Genomic DNA, 20657 nt, shown 5'->3' with positions numbered 1-20657 from the left:
TGCGCCGGGCTATGCAAATTGGGCCTTTGATATGGCCCGTAACGGTGGCCTATCCTACTGATGGCTCCGACCGACCACCACTCGGAATCTGTATTTTGCGAAAATGTTGTGTTTATTACTACATTTTCCCTTGAGTGATGCCTTGAAAAAAGGTATTTGTAGCTTAACTTGATAAAAGAACAAACATCATGCCTTCGATTACGGTTGAACCGTGCACCTTTGCCTTGTTCGGCGCTCTTGGCGATCTGGCCCTGCGCAAGCTGTTTCCTGCCCTTTACCACCTCGATGGCGCTGACCTGTTGCACGAGGACACGCGGATCATCGCGCTGGCCCGTGAAGCCGGTAGCGAACAGCAGCACCTGGCGTTCATCGCCGCCGAATTGCGTCGGTATGTCGGCAAAGAGCTGGACGAAGCCGTGGCCGAGCGCTTTCTGGCGCGCCTGACTTATCTGCACGTCGACTTCCTCAAGTCTGAAGACTATGTGGCGCTGGCCGAACTGGCTGGCAGCGCGCAACGCATGATTGCCTACTTCGCCACACCGGCGGCGGTGTACGGCGCGATCTGCGAGAACCTGGCGAAAGTCGGTCTGGCGGAAAATACTCGCGTGGTCCTGGAAAAGCCGATCGGCTCCGACCTTGAGTCCTCACGCAAAGTGAACGACGCCGTGGCGCAGTTTTTCCCGGAAAACCGCACCTACCGCATCGACCACTATCTGGGCAAAGAGACCGTCCAGAACCTGATCGCCCTGCGTTTCGCCAACAGCCTGTTCGAAACCCAGTGGAACCAGAATTACATCTCCCACGTGGAAATCACCGTGGCCGAGAAGGTCGGCATCGAAGGCCGTTGGGGCTACTTCGACAAGGCCGGCCAACTGCGCGACATGATCCAGAACCACCTGTTGCAGCTGCTGTGCCTGATCGCCATGGACCCGCCGGCCGACCTGTCGGCTGACAGCATCCGTGACGAAAAGGTAAAAGTGCTCAAGGCCCTGGCGCCGATCAGTCCGGAAGGCCTGACCACTCAGGTGGTGCGCGGCCAATACATCGCCGGCCACAGCGAAGGCAAGTCCGTACCGGGCTATCTGGAAGAACCGAATTCCAACACCCAGAGCGACACCGAAACCTTCGTCGCTTTGCGTGCCGACATCCGCAACTGGCGCTGGGCCGGAGTGCCGTTCTACCTGCGGACTGGCAAGCGCATGCCGCAAAAGTTGTCGCAGATCGTCATCCACTTCAAGGAACCGTCGCACTACATTTTCGCGCCGGAACAACGCCTGCAGATCAGCAACAAACTGATCATCCGTCTGCAACCGGACGAAGGCATTTCCCTGCGCGTGATGACCAAAGAGCAGGGCCTCGACAAAGGCATGCAACTGCGCAGCGGCCCGCTGCAACTGAATTTCTCCGACACCTGGCGCAGTGCGCGGATCCCCGACGCCTACGAGCGGTTGTTGCTGGAAGTGATGAACGGCAATCAGAACCTGTTTGTCCGTAAAGATGAAATCGAAGCCGCGTGGAAGTGGTGTGACCAGTTGATCGCCGGCTGGAAAAAGTCCGGTGACGCGCCCAAGCCGTATGCGGCCGGGTCGTGGGGGCCGATGAGCTCGATTGCACTGATCACGCGGGACGGGAGGTCGTGGTATGGCGATATCTGATGTGCAACTGCCTGCGGGCGTGAATGCCCACGAGTTCAAGAGCCCGGTGCTGTTGGCCGAAGGTCTGGCGCTGAATGTGGCCAAGCAATTGAGCGAGGCCATTGCTGCACGCGGCAACGCGGTGCTGGTGGTGTCCGGCGGTCGCAGCCCGGTGGCGTTCTTTCAGCACCTGGCCAAGCAGGCGCTGGACTGGTCGAAAGTCGTCGTGACCCTGGCCGATGAACGCTGGGTCCCGGTTGAGCACGCCGACAGCAATGCCGGTCTGCTCAAGCAGTACCTGCTCAAAGGCCCGGCGGCCAAGGCGCAGTTCCTCAGCCTCTACAGCGCTGCGGCGAACGTTGAGCAAGCTGCCGAACACGCCGATCGCCTGCTCGCCGAATTGCCACCGATTGACGTGCTGGTGCTGGGCATGGGCGATGACGGTCACACCGCATCGCTGTTCCCCGACAGCCCGAACCTCGCCGAAGCGTTGCAGGCCGATGGCAGCCGTCGCTGCTGGCCGATGCTGGCGCCGAGCGTGCCGCGTCAGCGCCTGACCATGAGTCGCGCGCTGCTGGCGTCGGCCAGGCACAAGATTCTGTCGATTTCCGGTCAGTCGAAACTGACCACCCTGAATGCCGCACTGGCATCCGACGACGTCGCGGCCATGCCGGTGCGCGCGTTTCTGCAACCTACGTTAGAGATTTACTGGTGCCCATGAGCCAAGGAACAGCCGCTATGACAACCCCATCCCCGACCGTTTCCATGGCGGACAAAGTTGCCCTGATCGACAGCCTCTGCGCCAAGGCGCGGATTCTGCCGGTGATCACCATCGCCCGTGAGCAGGACGTACTGCCGCTGGCCGACGCCCTGGCCGCTGGTGGCCTGACGGCGCTGGAAGTGACCCTGCGTTCGCAGTTCGGTCTCAAGGCAATCCAGATCCTGCGCGAGCAACGCCCGGAGCTGGTAACCGGTGCTGGCACCGTGCTCGATCGCAACATGCTCGCGGCGGCTGAAGCGGCGGGTTCGCAATTCATCGTCACCCCGGGCATCACCCGTGATCTGCTCGAAGCCAGCGTCGACAGCCCGATTCCGCTGTTGCCGGGCATCAGCAACGCCTCCGGCATCATGGAAGGCTACGGTTTGGGTTATCGCCGCTTCAAGCTGTTCCCGGCGGAAGTCAGCGGCGGTGTGGCGGCGATCAAGGCGCTCGGCGGCCCGTTCGGCGAAGTTAAATTCTGCCCGACCGGCGGCGTTGGCCCGGCCAACATCAAGAGCTACATGGCGCTGAAAAACGTCATGTGCGTGGGCGGTAGCTGGATGCTCGATCCGGAGTGGATCAAGAACGGCGACTGGGCGCGCATTCAGGAATGCACCGCTGAAGCCCTGGCGCTGCTGGATTAACAGTTTTACCTGACACTTCGTTGTGTGTTCTACGGCTTTACGGTGCGCTTGGTCGGTGCACCGTTTTTTTTGCCCGGCAAAAACCTGTTCCGGCCAGCGCTGCCACAATTGAAGTTACGCGGCGATACATAGTTACCGCACACAGGTTTTTCCACGGCGCTAATCTGCGTTCATCTTATGGATGAGAGAACGTGTCATGGACCCAGACTTCGCAATCCCCGTACCCTGTCCGGTGTATCAACTGGCCCCCGAGCAGATCGCCGGGCCGTTTTTCCGTAATCCGAAACTGCTGCGTCGCAATATCAGCGAAGGTGCGGATGGTTTGCCACTGTTGCTGCGCCTGACCATTGTCGATGCCATGACCGCAGAGCCAGTGGTTGGCGCGAGGGTGGATATCTGGCATTGCAACGCGCGGGGCGCGAACGCGGGCGGGTGTCCGGTCAATCAGGGCCTCGATGCCAGGACCGCAATCACCGGCGACGATGACACCTACCTGCGCGGCAGCCAGTTCTGCGATGCCCGGGGCAGGGTGCGCTTCACCACGATTTATCCAGATTCCCATGCCGGCCGGGCGCTGCATCTTCATGTGGCGGTGCGCATGGTTGTCGGCGACGAATATCCCGCCGAGCACGATGTCGCCTGGACCGGCGAGCTGCAGCTCCCGGAAATCATCTCGCGCCCGACACACCACGCCAAAGCCTGGGGCGGGCGCACTTCGATGCGGTTGAACAATGCTTCGGACAGTTTGCCACCCGGCATGGGCCGCGAAGCCTCGACCCTGTATGTATGGCCGATCGGCCGTGACTCCCACGAGGACGGTTACTTCGGGCACCTCACGATCGGCATCGACACCTTTGCGGTGTCGTCGCAGATCAAACCCGAGGACTTCGACAAATACACGCTTTAGCGCATCAGCGCAGTTCGTTCAGCGCGCGAGTCAGCCGTTGCATGTCGCCTGCGGTGGTGGTCAGTCCCGGCGTGATGCGAATGCACGGCCCGCAGGCGGCACCATTGCGGACCACGGTGAACAGGTTGAAGTCATTGAGCAGGCGGTCGGCCATGGCCTTCTGGTCAGCATGTCGGCTAAAGCGCAGTGCGGTGATGCCACAATAAAGCTGCGGATCGTCCGGTGTCATGACCTCGATACCTGGCAGATGACGCACCGCGCTGACCCACAGGTTGCGCAGGTAATTGAGGCGTGCGCCTTTTGCCGGTGCACCGCCGATGGAGCGGTGTTCTTCAAAGACCAGCGGCAAGCTCATCAGCGCCGGAATGTTCGGCGTGCTGTACGGCGTGCGGGCGCGGATGTCGCTGACCGGGTAGTGCATCTCGCCCATGTCCGGGTCGATGTCGGCCAGACGCTGGGGTGCGATATACATGAAACCGAGTGTCAGCGGCGCGCCGATCCATTTGTGCAGGTTGTAGCCGGCGAAGGCGACGCCGAGGGCTTCGAGGTCGAACTCGATCTGGCCGAGGGCATGGGCACCATCAAGGATGATGTCGATGCCATGCTCTTTGGCCAGCGCCGCGATGGCCTGCACCGGCATCACCAGTCCCGTACGATGGGTGACATGGGTCAACGCCATCAGTTTGAGTTTCGGGTGGCGGACGAAGGTTTCGCGATAGGTCTCCAGCAGGCTGTCGAAACTGGCCGGGTGCGAGTGCGCAATCTCGATGACGTCGACGCCGCGATGCTCGCCCAGCCAGCGCATCGCGCCTTTGACCGTGTCGTACTCGAGGTCGCAGATCAGCACCTGATCCCCCGGTTGCAGGCGGTTGTAGTTGCGGATCAGCGATTGCAGGCCTTCGGTTGCATTGCGGGTGAACGCCACACTCTGCGCGCGTACGCCGATCAACTCGGCCAGTTGCGCGCGAATGTCGAGGTGGTCGCGTTGTTCGAATTGCTGGCGCACGTACACCGAGTTGCTGGTGTTGATCAGCTCTATGTTGCGCTGATACTCCTCGATCACCGTGCGTGACATCCGTCCGAAGTAACCGTTTTCCAGGTTCACGGGGCCTGGTTGAACATCGTAACGGTCGGCGAACGTCTGCCAGAAGGCTTCGTCACGGGCGCGGCGGGTGTTATCGGGCATGGTCGGCAAGCTCAGTAGAGGAGGGCGTTTCAGTGGCGCGGGGCGGGTTTGCCGTGTTTGGCGCGCAGGGGTTCGAGCAGATCCGACAAACCGTTGTGATCGATTTCCTGCATCAAGGCCAGCAGTCCGCCGAGCTCGCCGTTCGGGAAACCTTCACGGGCGAACCAGTTCAGGTAGGGGCCGGGCAGGTCGGCAATGATCCGGCCCTTGTATTTGCCGAAAGGCATTTCGCGGGTGATCAGCAGTTCGAGTTTTTCGGGATTCATCAATGCATTCGTCTGGCTTGAAATCAAACTGGAAAATACAGGCATTCTGCATGCAGGCCAAATGACAGATCATGCAAATAGCCGTGATACAGATAGTTCAATCGTATTTAAATTATTGAAAAATAACGATTTTTTATACAAATAAAAACTGGCACGCACACTGCAATATCCCTTGCATCTTCAACCAACCGCAAGGAATTTGAAAAATGACTGACATGAATAAAGAAGCCATCTCTGTACTCAACGACCTGATCGAAACCAGCAAAGACGGTCAGGAAGGGTTCAAGACTTGCGCCGAAGATATCAAGCACCCGGAACTGAAAGCACTGTTCGCCAAGCGCTCGGCCGATTGCGCCACCGCCGCTGCCGAACTGCAAGCCACCGTGCGTTCGATGGGCGGTGATCCGGAAACCTCTACCAGCGTCAGCGGTGACCTGCACCGTCGCTGGGTCGACGTCAAAGCCATGTTCACCGGCAAAGACGAAGAGGCTGTGCTTAACGAAGCCGAGCGCGGTGAAGACCACGCGCTGAAGGCTTATCGTGAAGCCATCGAGAAAATCAACAAGCACAATCTGGTTGGCATTCGTGATCTGGTTGAACGCCAGTATCACGGCGTACAGCGTAACCACGACCAAGTGAAAGCCCTGCGTAACGAGGCTCGTGCCCGTTCTTAAGCGCTTGTCGGTTATAAAAAACGCCAGCTAGTCTGGCGTTTTTTTATGGGGTTGGGAAAAGCAGAAGCCCCTCACCCTGGCCCTCTCCCGGAGGGAGAGGGGACTGACCGAGGTGGATGTTGGAGATGCACCGACTTGAGCGACCTGAGGTGAACTCAGGTTTTGAAAAACATCAAGATCAGCTCCCTTTCCCCCTCGCCCCCTGGGGGAGAGGGCTGGGGTGAGGGGGAAAAGCTCTCACTGACACCCCACCAATCAATCAGCCGATGCTGATCGCCGGCAAAGTCGGCAACGTCACCGTCTGCTGCTTGCGCGGCGCCAGAATCTCCGCTTCACCATCCACTACCAATTCATCATGCTGATTGAATACGCGAGTGGCGATGCGCACACGAAACTTCGGCAGCTTCTCGAGAATTTCCAGGCGCACGGTCAGGGTGTCGCCAATCTTCACCGGCTTCTGAAAGCTCATTTGCTGACCGATATAAATAGTGCCCGGCCCAGGCAGTTCGCAAGCCACCGCAGCACTGATCAGCGCACCGCTGAACATACCGTGGGCGATGCGTTCCTTGAACATGCTGGCGGCGGCGAACTCGGCGTCCAGGTGCACCGGGTTGTGGTCGCCCGACATCGCGGCAAACAGCTGAATGTCGCGCTCTTCGACCGTCTTGCTGTAGCTCGCGGTCTGGCCGACTTCGAGGGCTTCATAAGGGATGTTGGTAACCTGGGTCATCGGTCTTGATTCCTGTGACGGATTAAATGAATCCACAAAAATTATTCGCTGCGATGCGGGCGCGGATGGCTCAGCGCCTGGTCGATCCAGGCCAGCACATCGGCGATCACTTCGTCGCGATTGGTTTCGTTGAACAATTCGTGCCGGGCCTGCGGGTAAATCTTCAATTGCAGGTTCTGGCTGCCGGCGTTGCGCAGTGCATTGGCCAGATCTGTCAGACGTTTGCCTTCACTCACCGGATCACATTCACCGCCGATCACCAGCAGAGGCAGGCCCGGGTCGATCTGCGCGAGAGTGGACGCTTTGCTGATTTGCTGCAAGCCGCCGAGCAGGTCGATCCACAACTGGTTGGTGCAGCGAAAGCCGCACAGCGGGTCGGCCACGTATTTGGCGACTGCGGCCGGATCGCGGCTGAGCCAGTCGAACGGTGTGCTCACCGGTTTGAAGGTGTTGTTGAATGAACCAAACGACAACCATTCGATCAGCGCACTGCGGCCCTTGCCACCCTGACGCAGTTTTTCCACGCGGGCAATTTGCCGGGCGGCGCGATAGAGGGCCGGGGGCTGGAAATTCGAACCACTGAGAATCGCCCCGTGCAGGCTGGCGCTGTGGTGCAGCAGATAACCTTGAGCGAGGTAACTGCCCATGCTGTGCCCGAGCAGAATGATTGGCACGCCGGGGTGTTGCTGGCCGATGTATTGATTGAGGCTGGCGAGGTCGCCGACAACCTTGCACCAGCCGTCGTCATCGGCGAAATGGCCGAGGGTGCCGTTCTCGGCGGTCTGGCCATGACCGCGCAGATCCGGGGCGTAGACACCGTATCCTTTGTCGCAAAACGTTTCCGCCAACTGTTGATAACGCCCGCTGTGTTCCGCCATGCCGTGGGCAATCAGGACCACCGCTTTCAATGGTGCGGCCGGCAGCCACTGATTGACGAAAAGCCGGCTGCGGTCATTCGCATCAAGCCATAGGGTGTGGTGGATCATGGCGATTCCTTTGCTCAGGGTCGAAACATTGTATAGCGCATCCGCCAGGTTAAGTCTGATCAGCCCACGCCACGGCAGGAAGATTCACGCGATCAATGACGAGATGGCCCATATTTGCCTGAATGGCCATAGCTGCTAGTGTCCGGGAAGCACCGCTTTTTCAGAAATGACAGAGAGCGGCCCGGATCAGCTCAGGTAAAGAGGACAAAAACAATGCAACCTGATTTCTGGAATGACAAACGCCCGGCCGGCGTACCGCTGGACATCGACATGGGGGAGTTCAAGTCGGTGATCGAGGTGTTTGAACGTTCCTGCAAGAAATTCGCTGATCGCCCGGCCTTCAGCAACATGGGCGTGACCCTGACGTATGCCGAGCTGGAGCGCCAGAGCGCGGCCTTCGCCGGTTACCTGCAAGCCCATACTGATCTGGTCCCGGGGGATCGCATCGCGGTGCAGATGCCCAACGTTCTGCATTATCCGATTGCTGTGTTCGGGGCGCTGCGCGCCGGGCTGATCGTGGTCAACACCAATCCGTTGTACACCGCGCGGGAGATGCGTCACCAGTTCAAGGACTCCGGGGCGCGGGCGCTGGTGTACCTGAACATGTTCGGGCAGAAAGTCCAGGAAGTGCTGGCCGACACCGATATTCAATACCTGATCGAAGCGAAGATGGGCGACCTGATGCCCACTGCCAAGGGCTGGCTGGTCAATACTGTGGTCAGCCAAGTGAAGAAGATGGTCCCGGCGTACTCGCTGCCCCAGGCGATCTCTTTCAAAAGTGCGCTGCGCAGGGGCCGTGGCCTGGGCATCAAGCCCTTGAAGGTCAGCCTCGACGATATCGCCGTGCTGCAATACACCGGCGGCACCACCGGACTGGCCAAAGGCGCGATGCTCACCCACGGCAATCTGGTGGCGAACATGCAGCAGGTTCGCGCCTGTCTCGCGCAACTCGGCCCGGATGGCCAGCCCCTGCTGCGTGAAGGTCAGGAGGTGATGGTCGCGCCGCTGCCGCTTTATCATATCTATGCCTTTACGGCGAATTGCATGTGCATGATGGTTTCCGGCAATCACAACGTGCTGATCACCAACCCGCGGGACATTGCCGGGTTCATCAAGGAACTGAAAAACTGGCGTTTTTCGGCCTTGCTGGGGCTGAACACGCTGTTCGTCGCGCTGATGGATCATCCGGATTTCAAGACCCTCGACTTCTCCAGCCTGAAGCTCACCAACTCCGGCGGCACCGCGCTGGTCAAAGCCACCGCCGAGCGTTGGGAACAGCTCACCGGTTGCCGCATCACTGAAGGTTACGGCCTGACCGAAACCTCGCCGGTGGCCTGCACCAACCCGTATGGCTATCAGTCGCGCCTGGGCACAGTCGGCTTGCCGGTACCGGGCACATTGCTCAAAGTCATCAACGATGACGGTGTCGAACAACCGATGGGCGAGCGTGGCGAGTTGTGCATCAAGGGCCCGCAGATCATGAAGGGCTACTGGCAGAAACCCGAAGCCACCGCCGAAGTGCTGGATGCCGAAGGCTGGTTCAAGTCCGGAGATATTGCGGTGATCGATCCGGACGGCTTCGTGCGCATCGTCGACCGCAAGAAGGACATGATCATCGTCTCCGGTTTCAACGTGTACCCGAACGAAATCGAAGACGTGGTCATGGCCCATCCGAAAGTCGCCAACTGCGCGGTGATCGGCGTGCCGGACGAGCGTTCCGGGGAGGCGGTGAAGCTGTTTGTGGTGGCGCGGGAAACCGGCGTGAGCCTCGAAGAGCTGAAGGCGTACTGCAAAGAGAATTTCACCGCGTACAAGGTGCCGAAGCACATTGTGTTGCGTGATTCGTTGCCGATGACGCCGGTTGGCAAGATTCTGCGGCGGGAGTTGCGCGATATCGCCTGATCGGTGAATGGCCGCGCTGTGCGCGGATCGCGGGCAAGCCACGCTCCCACAGGGATTTTCATCAACCTTGTGGGAGCGGGCTTGCCCGTGATGCTTTTTGGGGGGGGCAAAGGCCCGGAAAACCGGGACTTCCACAGGTTTCTAGGATTTTTGCTCTAAAATGACTATTAGAAAGTCTTGAGTCATCAATGTGACTGTGTGGGCCGCTTTTGGCTCTAGTCGGCACTTGGCAAAGCTGCTACTCTCGGCGCGCTTTGTGACTTCTCGGCCTATATAAAAGCCAGATTCACCAATACAAAACACACACCAATAATAATCGCATCAAATGCGGTGAAGAATTCGCGTTGCTGAGGAGTGGGCTTCCATGATCGAAGACTTTTGGAAGGATAAATACCCGGCTGGAATTGCTGCCGACATCAATCCAGACGAGTATCCGAACATTCAGGCAGTGTTGAAGCAATCCTGCCAACGCTTCGCCAACAAACCGGCTTTCAGCAACCTGGGCAAGACAATCACCTACGGTGAACTGTACGAATTGTCCGGTGCCTTTGCCGCGTATCTGCAACAGCATACCGATTTGCAGCCCGGTGATCGAATCGCCGTGCAACTGCCCAACGTTCTGCAGTACCCGGTGGCCGTCTTCGGTGCGATCCGCGCCGGGCTGATCGTGGTCAACACCAACCCGCTGTACACCGCGCGGGAAATGGAACACCAATTCAACGACTCCGGTGCCAAGGCCCTCGTCTGCCTGGCCAACATGGCTCACCTGGCGGAAGCCGTGGTGCCGAAAACCGGGGTCAAGCACGTCATCGTCACTGAAGTGGCCGACCTGCTGCCGCCGCTCAAGCGTCTGCTGATCAACAGCGTCATCAAGTACGTGAAGAAGATGGTGCCGGCGTATCACTTGCCCAAAGCCGTCAAGTTCAACGACGTACTGAGCAAGGGCCAGGGCCAGCCTGTGGCCGAAGCCAATCCGCACAGCGGCGATGTCGCGGTGCTGCAATACACCGGCGGCACCACCGGCGTGGCCAAGGGCGCGATGCTGACTCACCGCAACCTCGTCGCCAATATGCTGCAGTGCAAGGCGCTGATGGGCTCCAACCTCAATGAAGGTTGCGAGATCCTGATCACGCCGCTGCCGCTGTACCACATCTATGCGTTCACCTTTCATTGCATGGCGATGATGCTGATCGGCAACCACAACATCCTGATCAGCAACCCGCGCGACCTGCCGGCGATGGTCAAGGAGCTGTCGAAGTGGAAGTTCAGCGGCTTTGTCGGCCTGAACACGCTGTTCGTCGCACTGTGCAATAACGAAGGTTTCCGCAAGCTGGACTTCTCCAATCTGAAAGTCACCCTGTCCGGTGGCATGGCCTTGCAACTGGCCGCTGCCGAGCGCTGGAAAGCGGTGACCGGTTGCTCGATCTGCGAAGGTTACGGCATGACCGAAACCAGCCCGGTGGCCACGGTCAACCCGATCCAGCACATCCAGATCGGCACCATCGGCATTCCGGTGCCGTCGACCCTGTGCAAAGTCATCGACGATGCCGGTGTCGAGCAACCGCTGGGCGAAATCGGTGAACTGTGCGTCAAGGGCCCGCAAGTGATGAAGGGCTACTGGCAGCGCCAGGAAGCCACCGACGAAATCCTCGACAGCGAAGGCTGGCTGAAGACCGGTGACATCGCGCTGATCCAGCCGGACGGCTACATGCGCATTGTCGATCGCAAGAAAGACATGATTCTGGTCTCCGGTTTCAACGTCTATCCGAACGAACTGGAAGATGTGCTGGCTACCCTGCCGGGCGTGTTGCAGTGCGCCGCCATCGGCGTGCCGGACGAGAAGTCGGGCGAGGCGATCAAGATTTTCATCGTCGCCAAACCGGGCGTGACCCTGACCAAGGAAACCGTGATGGAGCACATGCGCGCCAACGTCACCGGTTACAAGGTCCCGCGTTCGGTGGAGTTCCGCGATGCGCTGCCGACCACCAACGTCGGCAAGATCCTGCGCCGCGAGTTGCGTGACGAAGAGCTGAAGAAGATCAAGGCGAAGAACGCCGCATAAAACAAAAAGCCCCGCAGATGCGGGGCTTTTTGTTGGGGCGTAGCAGGGCTGGGATTTTGTGTTGAGCCTGCCCCTCACTTGGCTGGGGTGAGGGGGCCTTTCATAACCTGAGTTCAACTCGATATCTCAGGTCGATGTAGCTTATCCAAACACCTCGGTCAGTTCCCTCTCCCTTGGGAGAGGGCTAGGGTGAGGGGAAGGGCGGCGGCACAAATCCTACTGACGGAACGGCGCAAAATTCACGTTGGTCCCCGCCGGCCGCATGTCCTGCAGGTACGAATCCTTGTCCGCACTCAACTCCAGGCTCAACGCGGCCTTGCGCTTGCCTTCGTTGCGAATCACCAGGCCTTCGAGTTTTTCCCGCAGGAACACCGTCGGCACTTTCAGGTGCAGCAGTTCGTCGGTCGCCGGGGTGTGCATCAGCAGGTGAATCCACTCGTACTGACCGACGGCCAGGCGCGACACCGGCAGGTCGAACCACCAGATGTTGCGGTTGCGGTTCAGTTCGGCGAAGTGGCAGTTGTTGGTGCCGAGCACCGCGCCGCCCAGTTCCTGGTTGCGACGGGCAATGGCCTGCTTTTTATCGAGTTTCATAACATTCCTGCGGGATCTGATCGTTGGCGCACCGCGCCCATAGCTGCGCATTCTCGGGGCTTGGGGGGCAAACATAAAGCCCAACCTGCATTGCCCGACGAAAAGAGGAGCAAAAATAAATGAAACTCGTGGCAAACCGCGCCAGTCAATCATTACGTACTGACTTTTCCCCTTCAATGCACCAAGGAGAAACACCATGAGTAGCACTGGCGATAAAGTAAAAGGCATGGCCAACGAAGCGGTCGGCAACATCAAGCAAGGCGTCGGTAAAGCCACTGACAACACCAAGCTGCAAGCCGAAGGCAAGGTTCAAGAGAAAAAAGGCGAAGCCCAGCAAGCAGTCGGCAAAGCCAAAGACGCAGTGAAGAAGACCATCGACAAGGCGTAATCCGGCCTTGAACGAAACACACGAACGGCCATCCAAGGATGGCCGTTTTTGTGTCAAAGCCCGACAGTCATCCACGAAGGTCGCCAAGTAGGCTACCGTGATGTAAAAAACGGCCCCTGAGTCGCCACGACTTCAACCTGTTTCTGCGGCGAAAGGAGACGCGAATGATTTTTCCGGACATGAAAGGTCTGCCCTTGCACCGGGTGATGGTGCGCACGGTCACTGAGTTCGTTGACGACGAGATGTCGACCTACGCTTCGGCACTGGCCTACCAGATGCTGTTCTCGCTGTTCCCGTTCATTCTGTTCCTGATTGCCCTGATCGGTTTCCTGCACCTGCCGGATTTCTTCACCTGGCTGCGCCTGCAATCGGAACTGGTCCTGCCACCGCAGGCGCTGGAGCAGGTCAACCCGGTGATCGACCAGTTGCAGCAATCCAAGGGCGGTCTGCTCTCGGTCGGTATCGTTATTGCCCTGTACACCGCGTCTGCCGGTGTGCGCCTGATGATGAGTGCGATGAACGCCGCCTACGACGTGGTCGAGGGCCGGCCGATCTGGAAGCGTTTTCCGCTGTCGGTGTTCTACACCATCGGCATCGCCGGCATGCTCCTGGTCGCCGCCGCGCTGATGGTGCTCGGGCCGCAAGTCATGGGCTGGATCGCCGCGCAGGTGGGGCTGGAAGACTTCATCGTCACCGTGTGGACAATTGCGCGCTGGCCGGTGATCGTGATTCTGATGATGGTCGCCGTGGCCCTGATTTACTACGTGATGCCAGACGTCAAACAGGAATTCCGCTTTATCACCCCGGGCTCGGTACTGGCCGTGGTGGTATGGATCATCGCCTCGTTGGGTTTTGCGTTTTACGTCAAGACGTTCGCCAACTACAACGCGATGTATGGCAGCATCGGGGCGATCATCGTGCTGTTGCTGTATTTCTATATTTCCTCGGCGGTGCTGCTGCTCGGCGCCGAGATGAATGCGGTGATTGAACACATGTCCAGCGAGGGCAAGGACTCGGGTGAGAAAGTCCCCGGTGAACTCGATGCACACCCCAAACAACATGTCTCGGGCCTGGGGCGCGATCACTCGCTCAAGCCGGACACTGACGAAGCCTGATCATGATTCGTGAAATCCTCAAAATGGGCGACGAACGCCTGCTGCGCATTGCCCCGCCCGTGCCGCCGGAAATGTTCGACAGCCCCGAACTGTGGCAACTGATCGACGACATGTTCCAGACCATGGAAAGCGTCGGCGGTGTTGGCCTGGCCGCGCCGCAGATCGGCGTCGACCTGCAACTGGTGATCTTTGGCTTCGAGCACAGCGAACGTTATCCGGACGCTGAAGCGGTGCCGCAGACGATCCTGATCAATCCGCTGATCACACCGTTGAGTCCGCTGACCGAGGAAGGTTTTGAAGGCTGTCTGTCGGTGCCGGGATTGCGTGGCGCGGTGGATCGCTATCAGCAGATTCGTTATGAAGGTTTTGATCCGAAGGGCGAGCCGATCGTGCGCGTGGCGTCAGGTTTTCACGCACGGGTGGTACAGCATGAATGCGATCATCTGATCGGCCGCCTGTATCCCTCGCGCATCACCGATTTCAGCAAGTTCGGCTTTACCGAAGTGATGTTCCCGGATCTCGATCCAGCCGCCGACGACTAATCCGGGTCAAACGCAATTCTCCCCTGCAGGAGTGAGTCACGAACGATCCAGCCCCATCGCAATCATCGGCTTGCTCCGCGCATACCGGCTCAACCGTTCGGTCATCGCCTGGGGCAGGGCCGGGTCGAAGCTGAACCCGCGCCGCTCATAAAAACCGCGCAAATCCGGATGACAGAACAACCACACCGGTTCCGTCACATCCTTGACGGCCGCCGCGATCAACTGCGCGGCAATCCCTTGTTCGCGGCACTGTGGATCAACAAACAAACCGGTCAACCAACGCCCGCCCGCGACCGGCCGCAAACACAGTGCGGCAACGATTTCCTCGCGCCGCGCCACCCACAATTGCGCATCGCGCACGGCTTTCATCGACGATTGGTGGCTGCGGTAGAACTTGTTCATCAACGGCCACAACGGCTCGTCGAGCAGGACGTACTGGGTATCGGGCATGGGATCGGACTGTCGGCGGGCAAAGCGGCGATTATAAAAGAACGCGCGAGGCGCGATAGGTGTATACCTGAGCCTACATCCCCTGTGAGTGGAGTACGCATCATGTCCAAAGGTATGGATTCAAAGAAAGCCGCGAAGAAGAAGCCGGCCAAGACCGCGATTGAAAAGCGTGCGGAGAAGAAAGCCAAGAAAGTCGACATCTTCGGTCATTGATCACGCCTTTCCGGAGCCCGGTTCTCGGGCTCCTGCCTGCACCCGGAAAATAATCTGCAAGATTTATCAATGTTGTTGCACAGAAGGGGAAAATTCCCGTTCCGAGCAACGCCATGCCCCATTACTTCGACGCCGCTCATCGCCAGCACATCGAAACCCTGCGCCAACGCTGGACCGCCCGCACCGAATGGCCGACCTGGCTGTTGCTGATCGGTGTCTATGTCGGGTGGTTTGCCATTGTCCTCAATAGCCAGTGGTTGGGGCGCGGCGTCAGCACATTGCTGTTGATTCCGCTGCTGGTGCTGTGGCTGTCGCTGCAACACGAATTGCTGCATGGGCATCCGACACGCTCGACTCGGGTGAACAAAATCCTCGGCTACGCGCCCTTCGCGGTGTGGTACCCGTACACGCTGTATCGCGACAGCCATTTGTTGCATCACCGCGATGAGCACCTGACGGTTCCCGGCGTCGATCCGGAAAGCCGCTACCTCAGCGCCGCGCGCTGGCACGGCAGTTCTCTGTTCGAGCGCAGCCTGCACTGGCTGAACAAAACCGTACTCGGGCGTTTCGTCATGGGCGCGCCGCTAGCACTGCTTGCCCTGGCCACTGAAGAACTGCAACGCCTGAAACACGGCGAGCGCCAGGCTTGGCAGATGTGGCTGACCCACAGCGCTTTCACCCTGCTGATGCTGTGGTTCCTCGTCCGTTACAGTGTGTTGCCGGTGTGGCATTACCTGCTGTTGATCAGCGTGCCGGCGCTGTCGATCGCGATGATCCGCTCCTACTATGAGCATCGCCCTCATGCGCAACCGGAGCAACGCACCGTGCTCAACGAAGCTGCCTGGCCCTGGCGCTGGTTGTTTCTGAACCTGAATTTTCATCTGGTGCATCACGACTTGCCGGGCCTGGCATGGTACGACTTGCCCCGGGTTTACCGAAGGCATCGCGAGCAATGGGTGGCGCGCAGTGGCGGATTTCTGGTGCAGGGCTATGGGCAGTTGTGGCGGCAGAACGGGTTAAGGCCGATCGACAGTCCGCAGCATCCCTTTCACTGACACGACCTGGCCCTTGTGATAGCTGGAATTTTTTTGTCTGGAAAGTAAGTGTATGACCCGACACTACGTTGAACTGCAGATGTACACCGCCCCTGAGCCCATTCGAGCGGCCAACGAACACTGGATCACGCGCATCCTCGAACGCCTCGGCCTCTCGCGCCTCAATGCCGAGGGACTATCACTGCCCGAACTGTGGCTTTCGCCGGCTCTGCTGCTGACCCAGACCTGCGGCTATCCCTTGATGACCCTACTGCGCGGTCGGGTGCGCATCATTGGTCGACCACGCTACGAACTGTCCGACGCCAGCGCCGGCAGGCATTGCAGCCTGATTCTTTGCCGCGCTGATGACCCGCGCAAAAACCTCGCGGAGTTTCGCGGCAGTCGTGGGGTGATCAACAGCGAGGACTCCAACAGCGGCATGAACCTGCTACGCCAGCGTCTGGCGCCGCTACATCACAACGGCCGGTTTTTCGCCACGGTTGGCCTCAGCGGAGCGCACCGCGAGAGTCTGCGCTGGCTGCGTGAAGAACGCGGCGACCTGGCAGCCATCGACAGTGTCACCTATGCGTACCTTGCGCATTACGCGCCGGCTGAGGTCAGCGGTTTGCGGGTCGTGGCGCGCAGCGCGTTCAGTCCGACGTTGCCCTTTATCACCGCCGCTTCTGCCACTGACGAGCAGATCGAACACGTGCGCGCGGTGATGAATCAGGCATTGCGTGAACTGCCTGATGTGGCGCAGATCCTCGGCTTGCCTGAAGTGTTGCCCGCCAGCGAAAGCGATTATCAGATCGTGCTCGACTATCAGCGTGAAGCTGAAGAGCTGGGCTATGGCGGTTTGCATTAGACGCTCGCAGCCTGCGTGGATCGCGTACCCCTGTAAGTGCTGCCGGAGACCGCGATTTTGGGTTTTAATATTCCAAAATAGAATATAAAAATAAAATATAAGTATTTTTAATGCATAAGGCGCCTTGCTACGATCGCGCCACCGGAACACCGGACATTCAGCGACCCCTCACCCAGGAGCCCCTATGTCCGGCGCCGATCTATCCCATCGCGACACCGTTGGCGGCCTGTTCCGCGCTCACTACCCCTGGCTGTGCACCTGGCTGCGCCGTCAACTGCACGACGCGGCGAGCGCCGAAGACCTCGCGGCGGAAACCTTTGCGCAGTTGCTTGAAGCTCCTGCACTCACCGCCATCCGCGAACCCCGCGCCTTGCTCACTACGATTGCGCAACGCCTGCTCTATCAGCATTGGCGCCGCGCTGATCTGGCGCGGCGCCATGTGCAGCAGGTCGATGTCGGGGTCGCCACTTCACCGGAAGAACTGACGCAACTGAGACAAACCCTGAGCCGTCTCGACCACAGCCTGCAGCGCTTGCCGGGCAAGGTTCGCTCGACCTTTCTGCTGGCGCGTGTCGATGGCCTGACCTACCCGCAAATCGCTGCCGAACTGGGCATCTCGCAACGTTCGGTCAGCGTCTACATGACCCGTTCGCAAGCACTGTGCGATCGCCACAGCGCCAACCAATCCCTACCCGACAAGAGGTCCGCATGAGATCAATCAAAACCCTGCTCGGCCGTTCGCTGCTGGCGCTGAGCCTGAGCATTGGCGCTGTTTCGGCTAGCGAGAAAACCGCGCCGATCCACTTCGGCGACATCACCTGGGAAAGTGGCAGTTTCATCACCGAAGTGCTGCGCCTGATCGTCGAAAAGGGCTATGGCTATCCGACCGACACGCTGCCCGGAAGCACCGTCAGCCTGGAGGCGGCGCTGGCGAAAAACGATATTCAGGTGATCGGCGAGGAGTGGGCCGGGCGCAGTCCAGCGTGGGTCAAGGCCGCCGCCGAGGGCAAGGTGTTTGGTCTGGGCGATACGGTCAAAGGCGCGACCGAAGGCTGGTGGGTGCCGGAATACGTGATCAAGGGTGATCCCGAGCGCGGGATCAAACCGTTGGCGCCGGAGCTGAAATCGGTGGCCGATCTGCCGCGTTACAAGGAGGTGTTCCGCGACCCCGAAGATCCGTCCCGCGGGCGCTTCCTCAACAGCCCGACCGGCTGGACCTCGGAGATCGTCAACAGCCAGAAACTCAAGGCCTACGCCCTGAGTGACAGCTTCGTCAACTTCCGCACCGGCTCCGGCGCGGCGCTGGATGCTGAGGTCGCGTCGTCGATCAAACGCGGCAAACCGGTGCTGTTCTACTACTGGTCGCCGACCCCGCTGCTGGGGCGCTTCAAACTGGTAAAACTGGAAGAGCCGCCATTCGATGCCGAGGCCTGGAAAACCCTGGCCGATGCCAATAACCCGAATCCCAGGGGCAGCCGTTCGATGCCGGCCAGTCTTGCAATTGGCGTGTCGGCAGCGTTCAAGGCGCAGTATCCGGAACTGGTGACGTTCTTCGAGAAAGTCGACTTGCCGATTGATCTGCTGAACCAGACCCTGGCGGCCATGAGCGAAAAGCGCCAACAGCCGAGAGTGGTGGCCGAGGCGTTCCTGCGTGATCAGCCGCAGGTGTGGAAGTCTTGGCTGCCTGCGGATGTAGCTACCAAAGTGACTGGAAGTCTGTAGGTCATTTCTGTTGTTTCTGTAGTGCTTGTAATGGCCTCAGCACTGGCAAGCCAGATCCCACAAGACCTGCGCTGATTTGATCCAGCGCAGCCCCTGTGGGAGCTGGCTTGCCAGCGAAAGCGTCAGACCCGCCAACACCTGCCACCGCGCTGAACCGATTCTTGTGCAAAAAGTGCCAGATACTGGCCGACTAGTGGCCTTGCGCACGGCTTCGCGCTGTCTATGCTGACCTTTAACTGACTATGTCGACCGTCATGTCAATCCACGAGGGTCGTACACAGTTGGTCCGTGACTTCATGCTGCCAGAGTGCGCAATTAAAGGCACCGACACTGAACCGACAAGGAGCATCGTTTTACATGGAAGTTCTTCAACGCGTTAGGGCTGGCCCGCGTGCGGGCTATCAAGAGAAGGATGTCTTGATTAGAGCGTCGCTGCATGGACTCTCCGATTAACATCATTTATCACCTGACAACTTCCTCCCGTGGAGGAGTGCGTGTGCCTGTTCTATGGAACGTAGTGGTGGATCTTGAAAGACCTGAACTTTCATCAAATCAAAAGACCGCGCGGAAGGTGATACAACCATGTTCAACCTACATCACAAGGCTGACCTGCAGGAAATCGAGCGTTTCAGCTGCGCCTTGACCGAAGCCAATGCCAAACTCGAAGCGATCAACCGCTCGATGGCAATGATCGAATTCACGCCTGAAGGCATTGTTCTGGATGCCAACGAAAACTTCTGCAAGACCATGGGTTACAGCGCCGAGGAAGTGCGCGGCAAACATCACCGGGTATTTTGCGAAGAGGTGTATTACCGCAGCGAGGACTACGCCAGGTTGTGGCGTGACCTGGCCCGGGGCGAGCCGATCAGCGGCACGTTTCTGCGCTTGAACAAAAGCGGCAAGGAGATCTGGCTCGAAGCCAGTTACATGCCGGTGTACGGCGCGGACAAACAAGTCAAAAGTGTGATCAAAGTGGCGGCGGACATCACCGCACGGGTCAATAAAGAACACGAAGAAGAAAGCATGCTGGCGGCGATCAGCCGTTCGATGGCGGTGATCGAGTTCACTCCGGAAGGCAACGTGATTACCGCCAACGACAACTTTCTCAGAACGATGCAGTACTCGCTCAATGAAATCGTCGGTCACCACCACAGCCTGTTTTGTCACCGTTCCGAATCCGAGTCGGCGCAGTACAAGGCGTTCTGGGCATCACTCAATCGCGGCGAATACCACTCGCACCGTTTCGAGCGCAAGAACAAGTCCGGGCAAATGGTTTATCTCGAAGCCTCGTACAACCCGTTGTTCGATACCAAGGGCCGTTTGTACAAAGTGGTGAAGTTCGCCAGCGACATCACCCAGCAAATGACCACTTTGCAGAACGCGGCGGAATCGGCTCACAGCACCTCGGTACAAAACGACGCCTGCGCGCAAAAAGGCTCACAGGTCGTGCAGCAAACGGTGCAGATCATTCAGGACATTTCCCGCGACCTCAACGAAGCGGCGCGAAGCATCGACGCGGTCAACAAGCAGTCGGACATCATCGGCACCATCGTGCAGACCATTCGCGGGATTGCCGACCAGACCAACCTGCTGGCACTGAACGCCGCCATCGAGGCGGCGCGGGCCGGTGAACACGGGCGTGGTTTTGCGGTGGTGGCGGATGAGGTGCGAAGTCTGGCGGCGCGCACCAGTCAGGCGACGCTGGAAATTGTCGACGTGGTGCGCAAGAACCACGATCTGTCGCTGAGTGCGGTGTCGAGCATGCAGTCGAGCCTGAGCCGCACCGGGCTCGGGGTAGAACTGGCGAATGAAGCGGGGGAGGTGATCCTGGAAATTCAGCAGGGCTCACGGCATGTGGTGGATGCCATCGGGCAGTTCAATGCGACGCTGCAACTGAACTAGCCACCCATAAACAACTGTAGAAGTGAGCCTGCTCGCGATTGCGGTGTGTCAGTCACCGGGTAAGTAACTGATGTACCGTTA

General features: G+C 59.0%; 21 protein-coding genes and 1 pseudogene. 16 read left to right on the top strand and 6 right to left on the bottom strand.

The annotated features are described in order from the left end of the window. Nucleotides 1-188: 188 nt before the first annotated feature. The 4 genes from zwf (at nucleotide 189) to HV782_RS22270 (ending at nucleotide 3945) form a co-directional block, all read left to right on the top strand. Complete coding sequence (gene zwf / locus HV782_RS22285; RefSeq protein ID WP_186746665.1) at nucleotides 189-1655, top strand: glucose-6-phosphate dehydrogenase; 1467 nt, start codon at nucleotides 189-191, stop codon at nucleotides 1653-1655. Next, on the top strand, nucleotides 1642-2355 hold the full coding sequence (gene pgl, locus HV782_RS22280; protein ID WP_123467128.1) for a 6-phosphogluconolactonase: 714 nt from the start codon (nucleotides 1642-1644) through the stop codon (nucleotides 2353-2355). Before zwf ends, pgl begins: the two co-directional genes overlap by 14 nt. Before the next feature lie 17 nt (nucleotides 2356-2372). Continuing rightward, complete coding sequence (locus HV782_RS22275; protein ID WP_007969324.1) at nucleotides 2373-3038, top strand: bifunctional 4-hydroxy-2-oxoglutarate aldolase/2-dehydro-3-deoxy-phosphogluconate aldolase; 666 nt, start codon at nucleotides 2373-2375, stop codon at nucleotides 3036-3038. Between the two features lie 196 nt (nucleotides 3039-3234). Then, nucleotides 3235-3945, top strand: coding sequence for a peptidase associated/transthyretin-like domain-containing protein (locus HV782_RS22270; protein ID WP_128614328.1), 711 nt, complete (start codon nucleotides 3235-3237; stop codon nucleotides 3943-3945). A 4-nt stretch (nucleotides 3946-3949) separates the two neighbouring features. On the opposite strand, the gene HV782_RS22265 is transcribed toward HV782_RS22270, so the two are convergent. After that, nucleotides 3950-5131 carry an aminotransferase class V-fold PLP-dependent enzyme gene (locus tag HV782_RS22265; protein ID WP_128614327.1) on the bottom strand — a complete coding sequence of 394 codons (1182 nt, stop codon included), beginning with the start codon at nucleotides 5129-5131 and terminating at the stop codon, nucleotides 3950-3952. 29 nt (nucleotides 5132-5160) lie between these two features. Further along, nucleotides 5161-5397 (bottom strand): DUF3820 family protein, encoded by a 237-nt coding sequence (locus HV782_RS22260; RefSeq protein ID WP_123467122.1) that lies wholly within the window; start codon nucleotides 5395-5397, stop codon nucleotides 5161-5163. Between the two features lie 206 nt (nucleotides 5398-5603). Between HV782_RS22260 and HV782_RS22255 the strand changes: the two genes are divergently transcribed. After that, on the top strand, nucleotides 5604-6071 hold the full coding sequence (locus HV782_RS22255) for a ferritin-like domain-containing protein (protein WP_123467120.1): 468 nt from the start codon (nucleotides 5604-5606) through the stop codon (nucleotides 6069-6071). A gap of 259 nt (nucleotides 6072-6330) precedes the next feature. On the opposite strand, the gene HV782_RS22250 is transcribed toward HV782_RS22255, so the two are convergent. Next, complete coding sequence (locus HV782_RS22250) at nucleotides 6331-6801, bottom strand: MaoC family dehydratase (protein WP_186746663.1); 471 nt, start codon at nucleotides 6799-6801, stop codon at nucleotides 6331-6333. 41 nt (nucleotides 6802-6842) lie between these two features. Next, nucleotides 6843-7787: an alpha/beta hydrolase gene (locus HV782_RS22245; protein WP_186746661.1), complete on the bottom strand. Its 945-nt coding sequence runs from the start codon at nucleotides 7785-7787 to the stop codon at nucleotides 6843-6845. A gap of 213 nt (nucleotides 7788-8000) precedes the next feature. On the opposite strand from HV782_RS22245, the gene fadD2 reads away from it, so the two are divergent. Next, nucleotides 8001-9689: a long-chain-fatty-acid--CoA ligase FadD2 gene (gene fadD2 / locus HV782_RS22240; RefSeq protein WP_186746659.1), complete on the top strand. Its 1689-nt coding sequence runs from the start codon at nucleotides 8001-8003 to the stop codon at nucleotides 9687-9689. A 364-nt stretch (nucleotides 9690-10053) separates the two neighbouring features. Continuing rightward, the gene (gene fadD1 / locus HV782_RS22235; RefSeq protein WP_123467114.1) at nucleotides 10054-11751 is read left to right on the top strand and encodes a long-chain-fatty-acid--CoA ligase FadD1; all 1698 of its coding nucleotides are present in this window, start codon (nucleotides 10054-10056) and stop codon (nucleotides 11749-11751) included. Between the two features lie 216 nt (nucleotides 11752-11967). Here fadD1 and HV782_RS22230 read toward each other — a convergent pair whose 3' ends face one another. After that, nucleotides 11968-12345 (bottom strand): hypothetical protein, encoded by a 378-nt coding sequence (locus HV782_RS22230; RefSeq protein ID WP_041068691.1) that lies wholly within the window; start codon nucleotides 12343-12345, stop codon nucleotides 11968-11970. Nucleotides 12346-12541: 196 nt separating this feature from the next. On the opposite strand from HV782_RS22230, the gene HV782_RS22225 reads away from it, so the two are divergent. The 3 genes from HV782_RS22225 to def all read left to right on the top strand — a co-directional run bounded on the left by HV782_RS22225 (nucleotide 12542) and on the right by def (nucleotide 14390). Next, a complete protein-coding gene (locus HV782_RS22225; protein ID WP_025112838.1) occupies nucleotides 12542-12733 on the top strand; it encodes a CsbD family protein in 192 nt (63 codons plus the stop codon). A gap of 164 nt (nucleotides 12734-12897) precedes the next feature. Next, nucleotides 12898-13848: a YihY/virulence factor BrkB family protein gene (locus HV782_RS22220; RefSeq protein ID WP_128615762.1), complete on the top strand. Its 951-nt coding sequence runs from the start codon at nucleotides 12898-12900 to the stop codon at nucleotides 13846-13848. 2 nt (nucleotides 13849-13850) lie between these two features. Next, nucleotides 13851-14390, top strand: coding sequence for a peptide deformylase (def, locus tag HV782_RS22215; protein ID WP_103522058.1), 540 nt, complete (start codon nucleotides 13851-13853; stop codon nucleotides 14388-14390). Nucleotides 14391-14426: 36 nt separating this feature from the next. On the opposite strand, the gene HV782_RS22210 is transcribed toward def, so the two are convergent. Then, entirely contained in the window at nucleotides 14427-14840 is a 414-nt protein-coding gene (locus HV782_RS22210; RefSeq protein WP_128615763.1) for a GNAT family N-acetyltransferase, read from the bottom strand. Nucleotides 14841-15166: 326 nt separating this feature from the next. Here HV782_RS22210 and HV782_RS22205 point away from each other — a divergent pair, with 326 nt between their 5' ends. The 6 genes and pseudogenes from HV782_RS22205 to HV782_RS29040 all read left to right on the top strand — a co-directional run bounded on the left by HV782_RS22205 (nucleotide 15167) and on the right by HV782_RS29040 (nucleotide 20576). Then, nucleotides 15167-16108, top strand: coding sequence for a fatty acid desaturase (locus HV782_RS22205; RefSeq protein ID WP_186746656.1), 942 nt, complete (start codon nucleotides 15167-15169; stop codon nucleotides 16106-16108). A 52-nt stretch (nucleotides 16109-16160) separates the two neighbouring features. Continuing rightward, a complete protein-coding gene (locus HV782_RS22200) occupies nucleotides 16161-16952 on the top strand; it encodes a phosphate/phosphite/phosphonate ABC transporter substrate-binding protein (protein WP_186746654.1) in 792 nt (263 codons plus the stop codon). Nucleotides 16953-17136: 184 nt separating this feature from the next. Further along, nucleotides 17137-17664 (top strand): sigma-70 family RNA polymerase sigma factor, encoded by a 528-nt coding sequence (locus HV782_RS22195; RefSeq protein ID WP_186746652.1) that lies wholly within the window; start codon nucleotides 17137-17139, stop codon nucleotides 17662-17664. Then, complete coding sequence (locus tag HV782_RS22190; RefSeq protein WP_186746650.1) at nucleotides 17661-18674, top strand: ABC transporter substrate-binding protein; 1014 nt, start codon at nucleotides 17661-17663, stop codon at nucleotides 18672-18674. Before HV782_RS22195 ends, HV782_RS22190 begins: the two co-directional genes overlap by 4 nt. 582 nt (nucleotides 18675-19256) lie before the next feature. Beyond that, nucleotides 19257-20033: pseudogene (locus HV782_RS29045) on the top strand (PAS domain-containing protein); the annotation flags it as partial. Between the two features lie 3 nt (nucleotides 20034-20036). After that, the gene (locus HV782_RS29040) at nucleotides 20037-20576 is read left to right on the top strand and encodes a methyl-accepting chemotaxis protein (protein WP_225931099.1); all 540 of its coding nucleotides are present in this window, start codon (nucleotides 20037-20039) and stop codon (nucleotides 20574-20576) included. Nucleotides 20577-20657 lie beyond the last annotated feature (81 nt).

It is taken from the genome of Pseudomonas monsensis, from assembly GCF_014268495.2.
GTDB classification, from domain to species: Bacteria; Pseudomonadota; Gammaproteobacteria; order Pseudomonadales; family Pseudomonadaceae; genus Aquipseudomonas; species Aquipseudomonas monsensis.
Note: the sequence above shows the minus strand (reverse complement) of the source record. Positions and strands in the feature narration are given on the sequence as shown.

Excerpts from the sequence above, each read along its gene's own strand:
- HV782_RS22230 (WP_041068691.1), bottom strand. The coding sequence starts at position 12,345 with ATGAAACTCGATAAAAAGCAGGCCATTGCCCGTCGCAACCAGGAACTG.
- def (WP_103522058.1), top strand. The coding sequence starts at position 13,851 with ATGATTCGTGAAATCCTCAAAATGGGCGACGAACGCCTGCTGCGCATT.
- HV782_RS22190 (WP_186746650.1), top strand. The coding sequence starts at position 17,661 with ATGAGATCAATCAAAACCCTGCTCGGCCGTTCGCTGCTGGCGCTGAGC.
- HV782_RS22195 (WP_186746652.1), top strand. The coding sequence starts at position 17,137 with ATGTCCGGCGCCGATCTATCCCATCGCGACACCGTTGGCGGCCTGTTC.
- HV782_RS22265 (WP_128614327.1), bottom strand. The coding sequence starts at position 5,131 with ATGCCCGATAACACCCGCCGCGCCCGTGACGAAGCCTTCTGGCAGACG.
- HV782_RS29040 (WP_225931099.1), top strand. The coding sequence starts at position 20,037 with ATGACCACTTTGCAGAACGCGGCGGAATCGGCTCACAGCACCTCGGTA.
- fadD2 (WP_186746659.1), top strand. The coding sequence starts at position 8,001 with ATGCAACCTGATTTCTGGAATGACAAACGCCCGGCCGGCGTACCGCTG.
- HV782_RS22250 (WP_186746663.1), bottom strand. The coding sequence starts at position 6,801 with ATGACCCAGGTTACCAACATCCCTTATGAAGCCCTCGAAGTCGGCCAG.
- zwf (WP_186746665.1), top strand. The coding sequence starts at position 189 with ATGCCTTCGATTACGGTTGAACCGTGCACCTTTGCCTTGTTCGGCGCT.
- HV782_RS22205 (WP_186746656.1), top strand. The coding sequence starts at position 15,167 with ATGCCCCATTACTTCGACGCCGCTCATCGCCAGCACATCGAAACCCTG.
- HV782_RS22260 (WP_123467122.1), bottom strand. The coding sequence starts at position 5,397 with ATGAATCCCGAAAAACTCGAACTGCTGATCACCCGCGAAATGCCTTTC.
- HV782_RS22200 (WP_186746654.1), top strand. The coding sequence starts at position 16,161 with ATGACCCGACACTACGTTGAACTGCAGATGTACACCGCCCCTGAGCCC.
- HV782_RS22225 (WP_025112838.1), top strand. The coding sequence starts at position 12,542 with ATGAGTAGCACTGGCGATAAAGTAAAAGGCATGGCCAACGAAGCGGTC.
- HV782_RS22210 (WP_128615763.1), bottom strand. The coding sequence starts at position 14,840 with ATGCCCGATACCCAGTACGTCCTGCTCGACGAGCCGTTGTGGCCGTTG.
- HV782_RS22270 (WP_128614328.1), top strand. The coding sequence starts at position 3,235 with ATGGACCCAGACTTCGCAATCCCCGTACCCTGTCCGGTGTATCAACTG.
- HV782_RS22245 (WP_186746661.1), bottom strand. The coding sequence starts at position 7,787 with ATGATCCACCACACCCTATGGCTTGATGCGAATGACCGCAGCCGGCTT.
- HV782_RS22275 (WP_007969324.1), top strand. The coding sequence starts at position 2,373 with ATGACAACCCCATCCCCGACCGTTTCCATGGCGGACAAAGTTGCCCTG.
- HV782_RS22220 (WP_128615762.1), top strand. The coding sequence starts at position 12,898 with ATGATTTTTCCGGACATGAAAGGTCTGCCCTTGCACCGGGTGATGGTG.
- pgl (WP_123467128.1), top strand. The coding sequence starts at position 1,642 with ATGGCGATATCTGATGTGCAACTGCCTGCGGGCGTGAATGCCCACGAG.
- fadD1 (WP_123467114.1), top strand. The coding sequence starts at position 10,054 with ATGATCGAAGACTTTTGGAAGGATAAATACCCGGCTGGAATTGCTGCC.
- HV782_RS22255 (WP_123467120.1), top strand. The coding sequence starts at position 5,604 with ATGACTGACATGAATAAAGAAGCCATCTCTGTACTCAACGACCTGATC.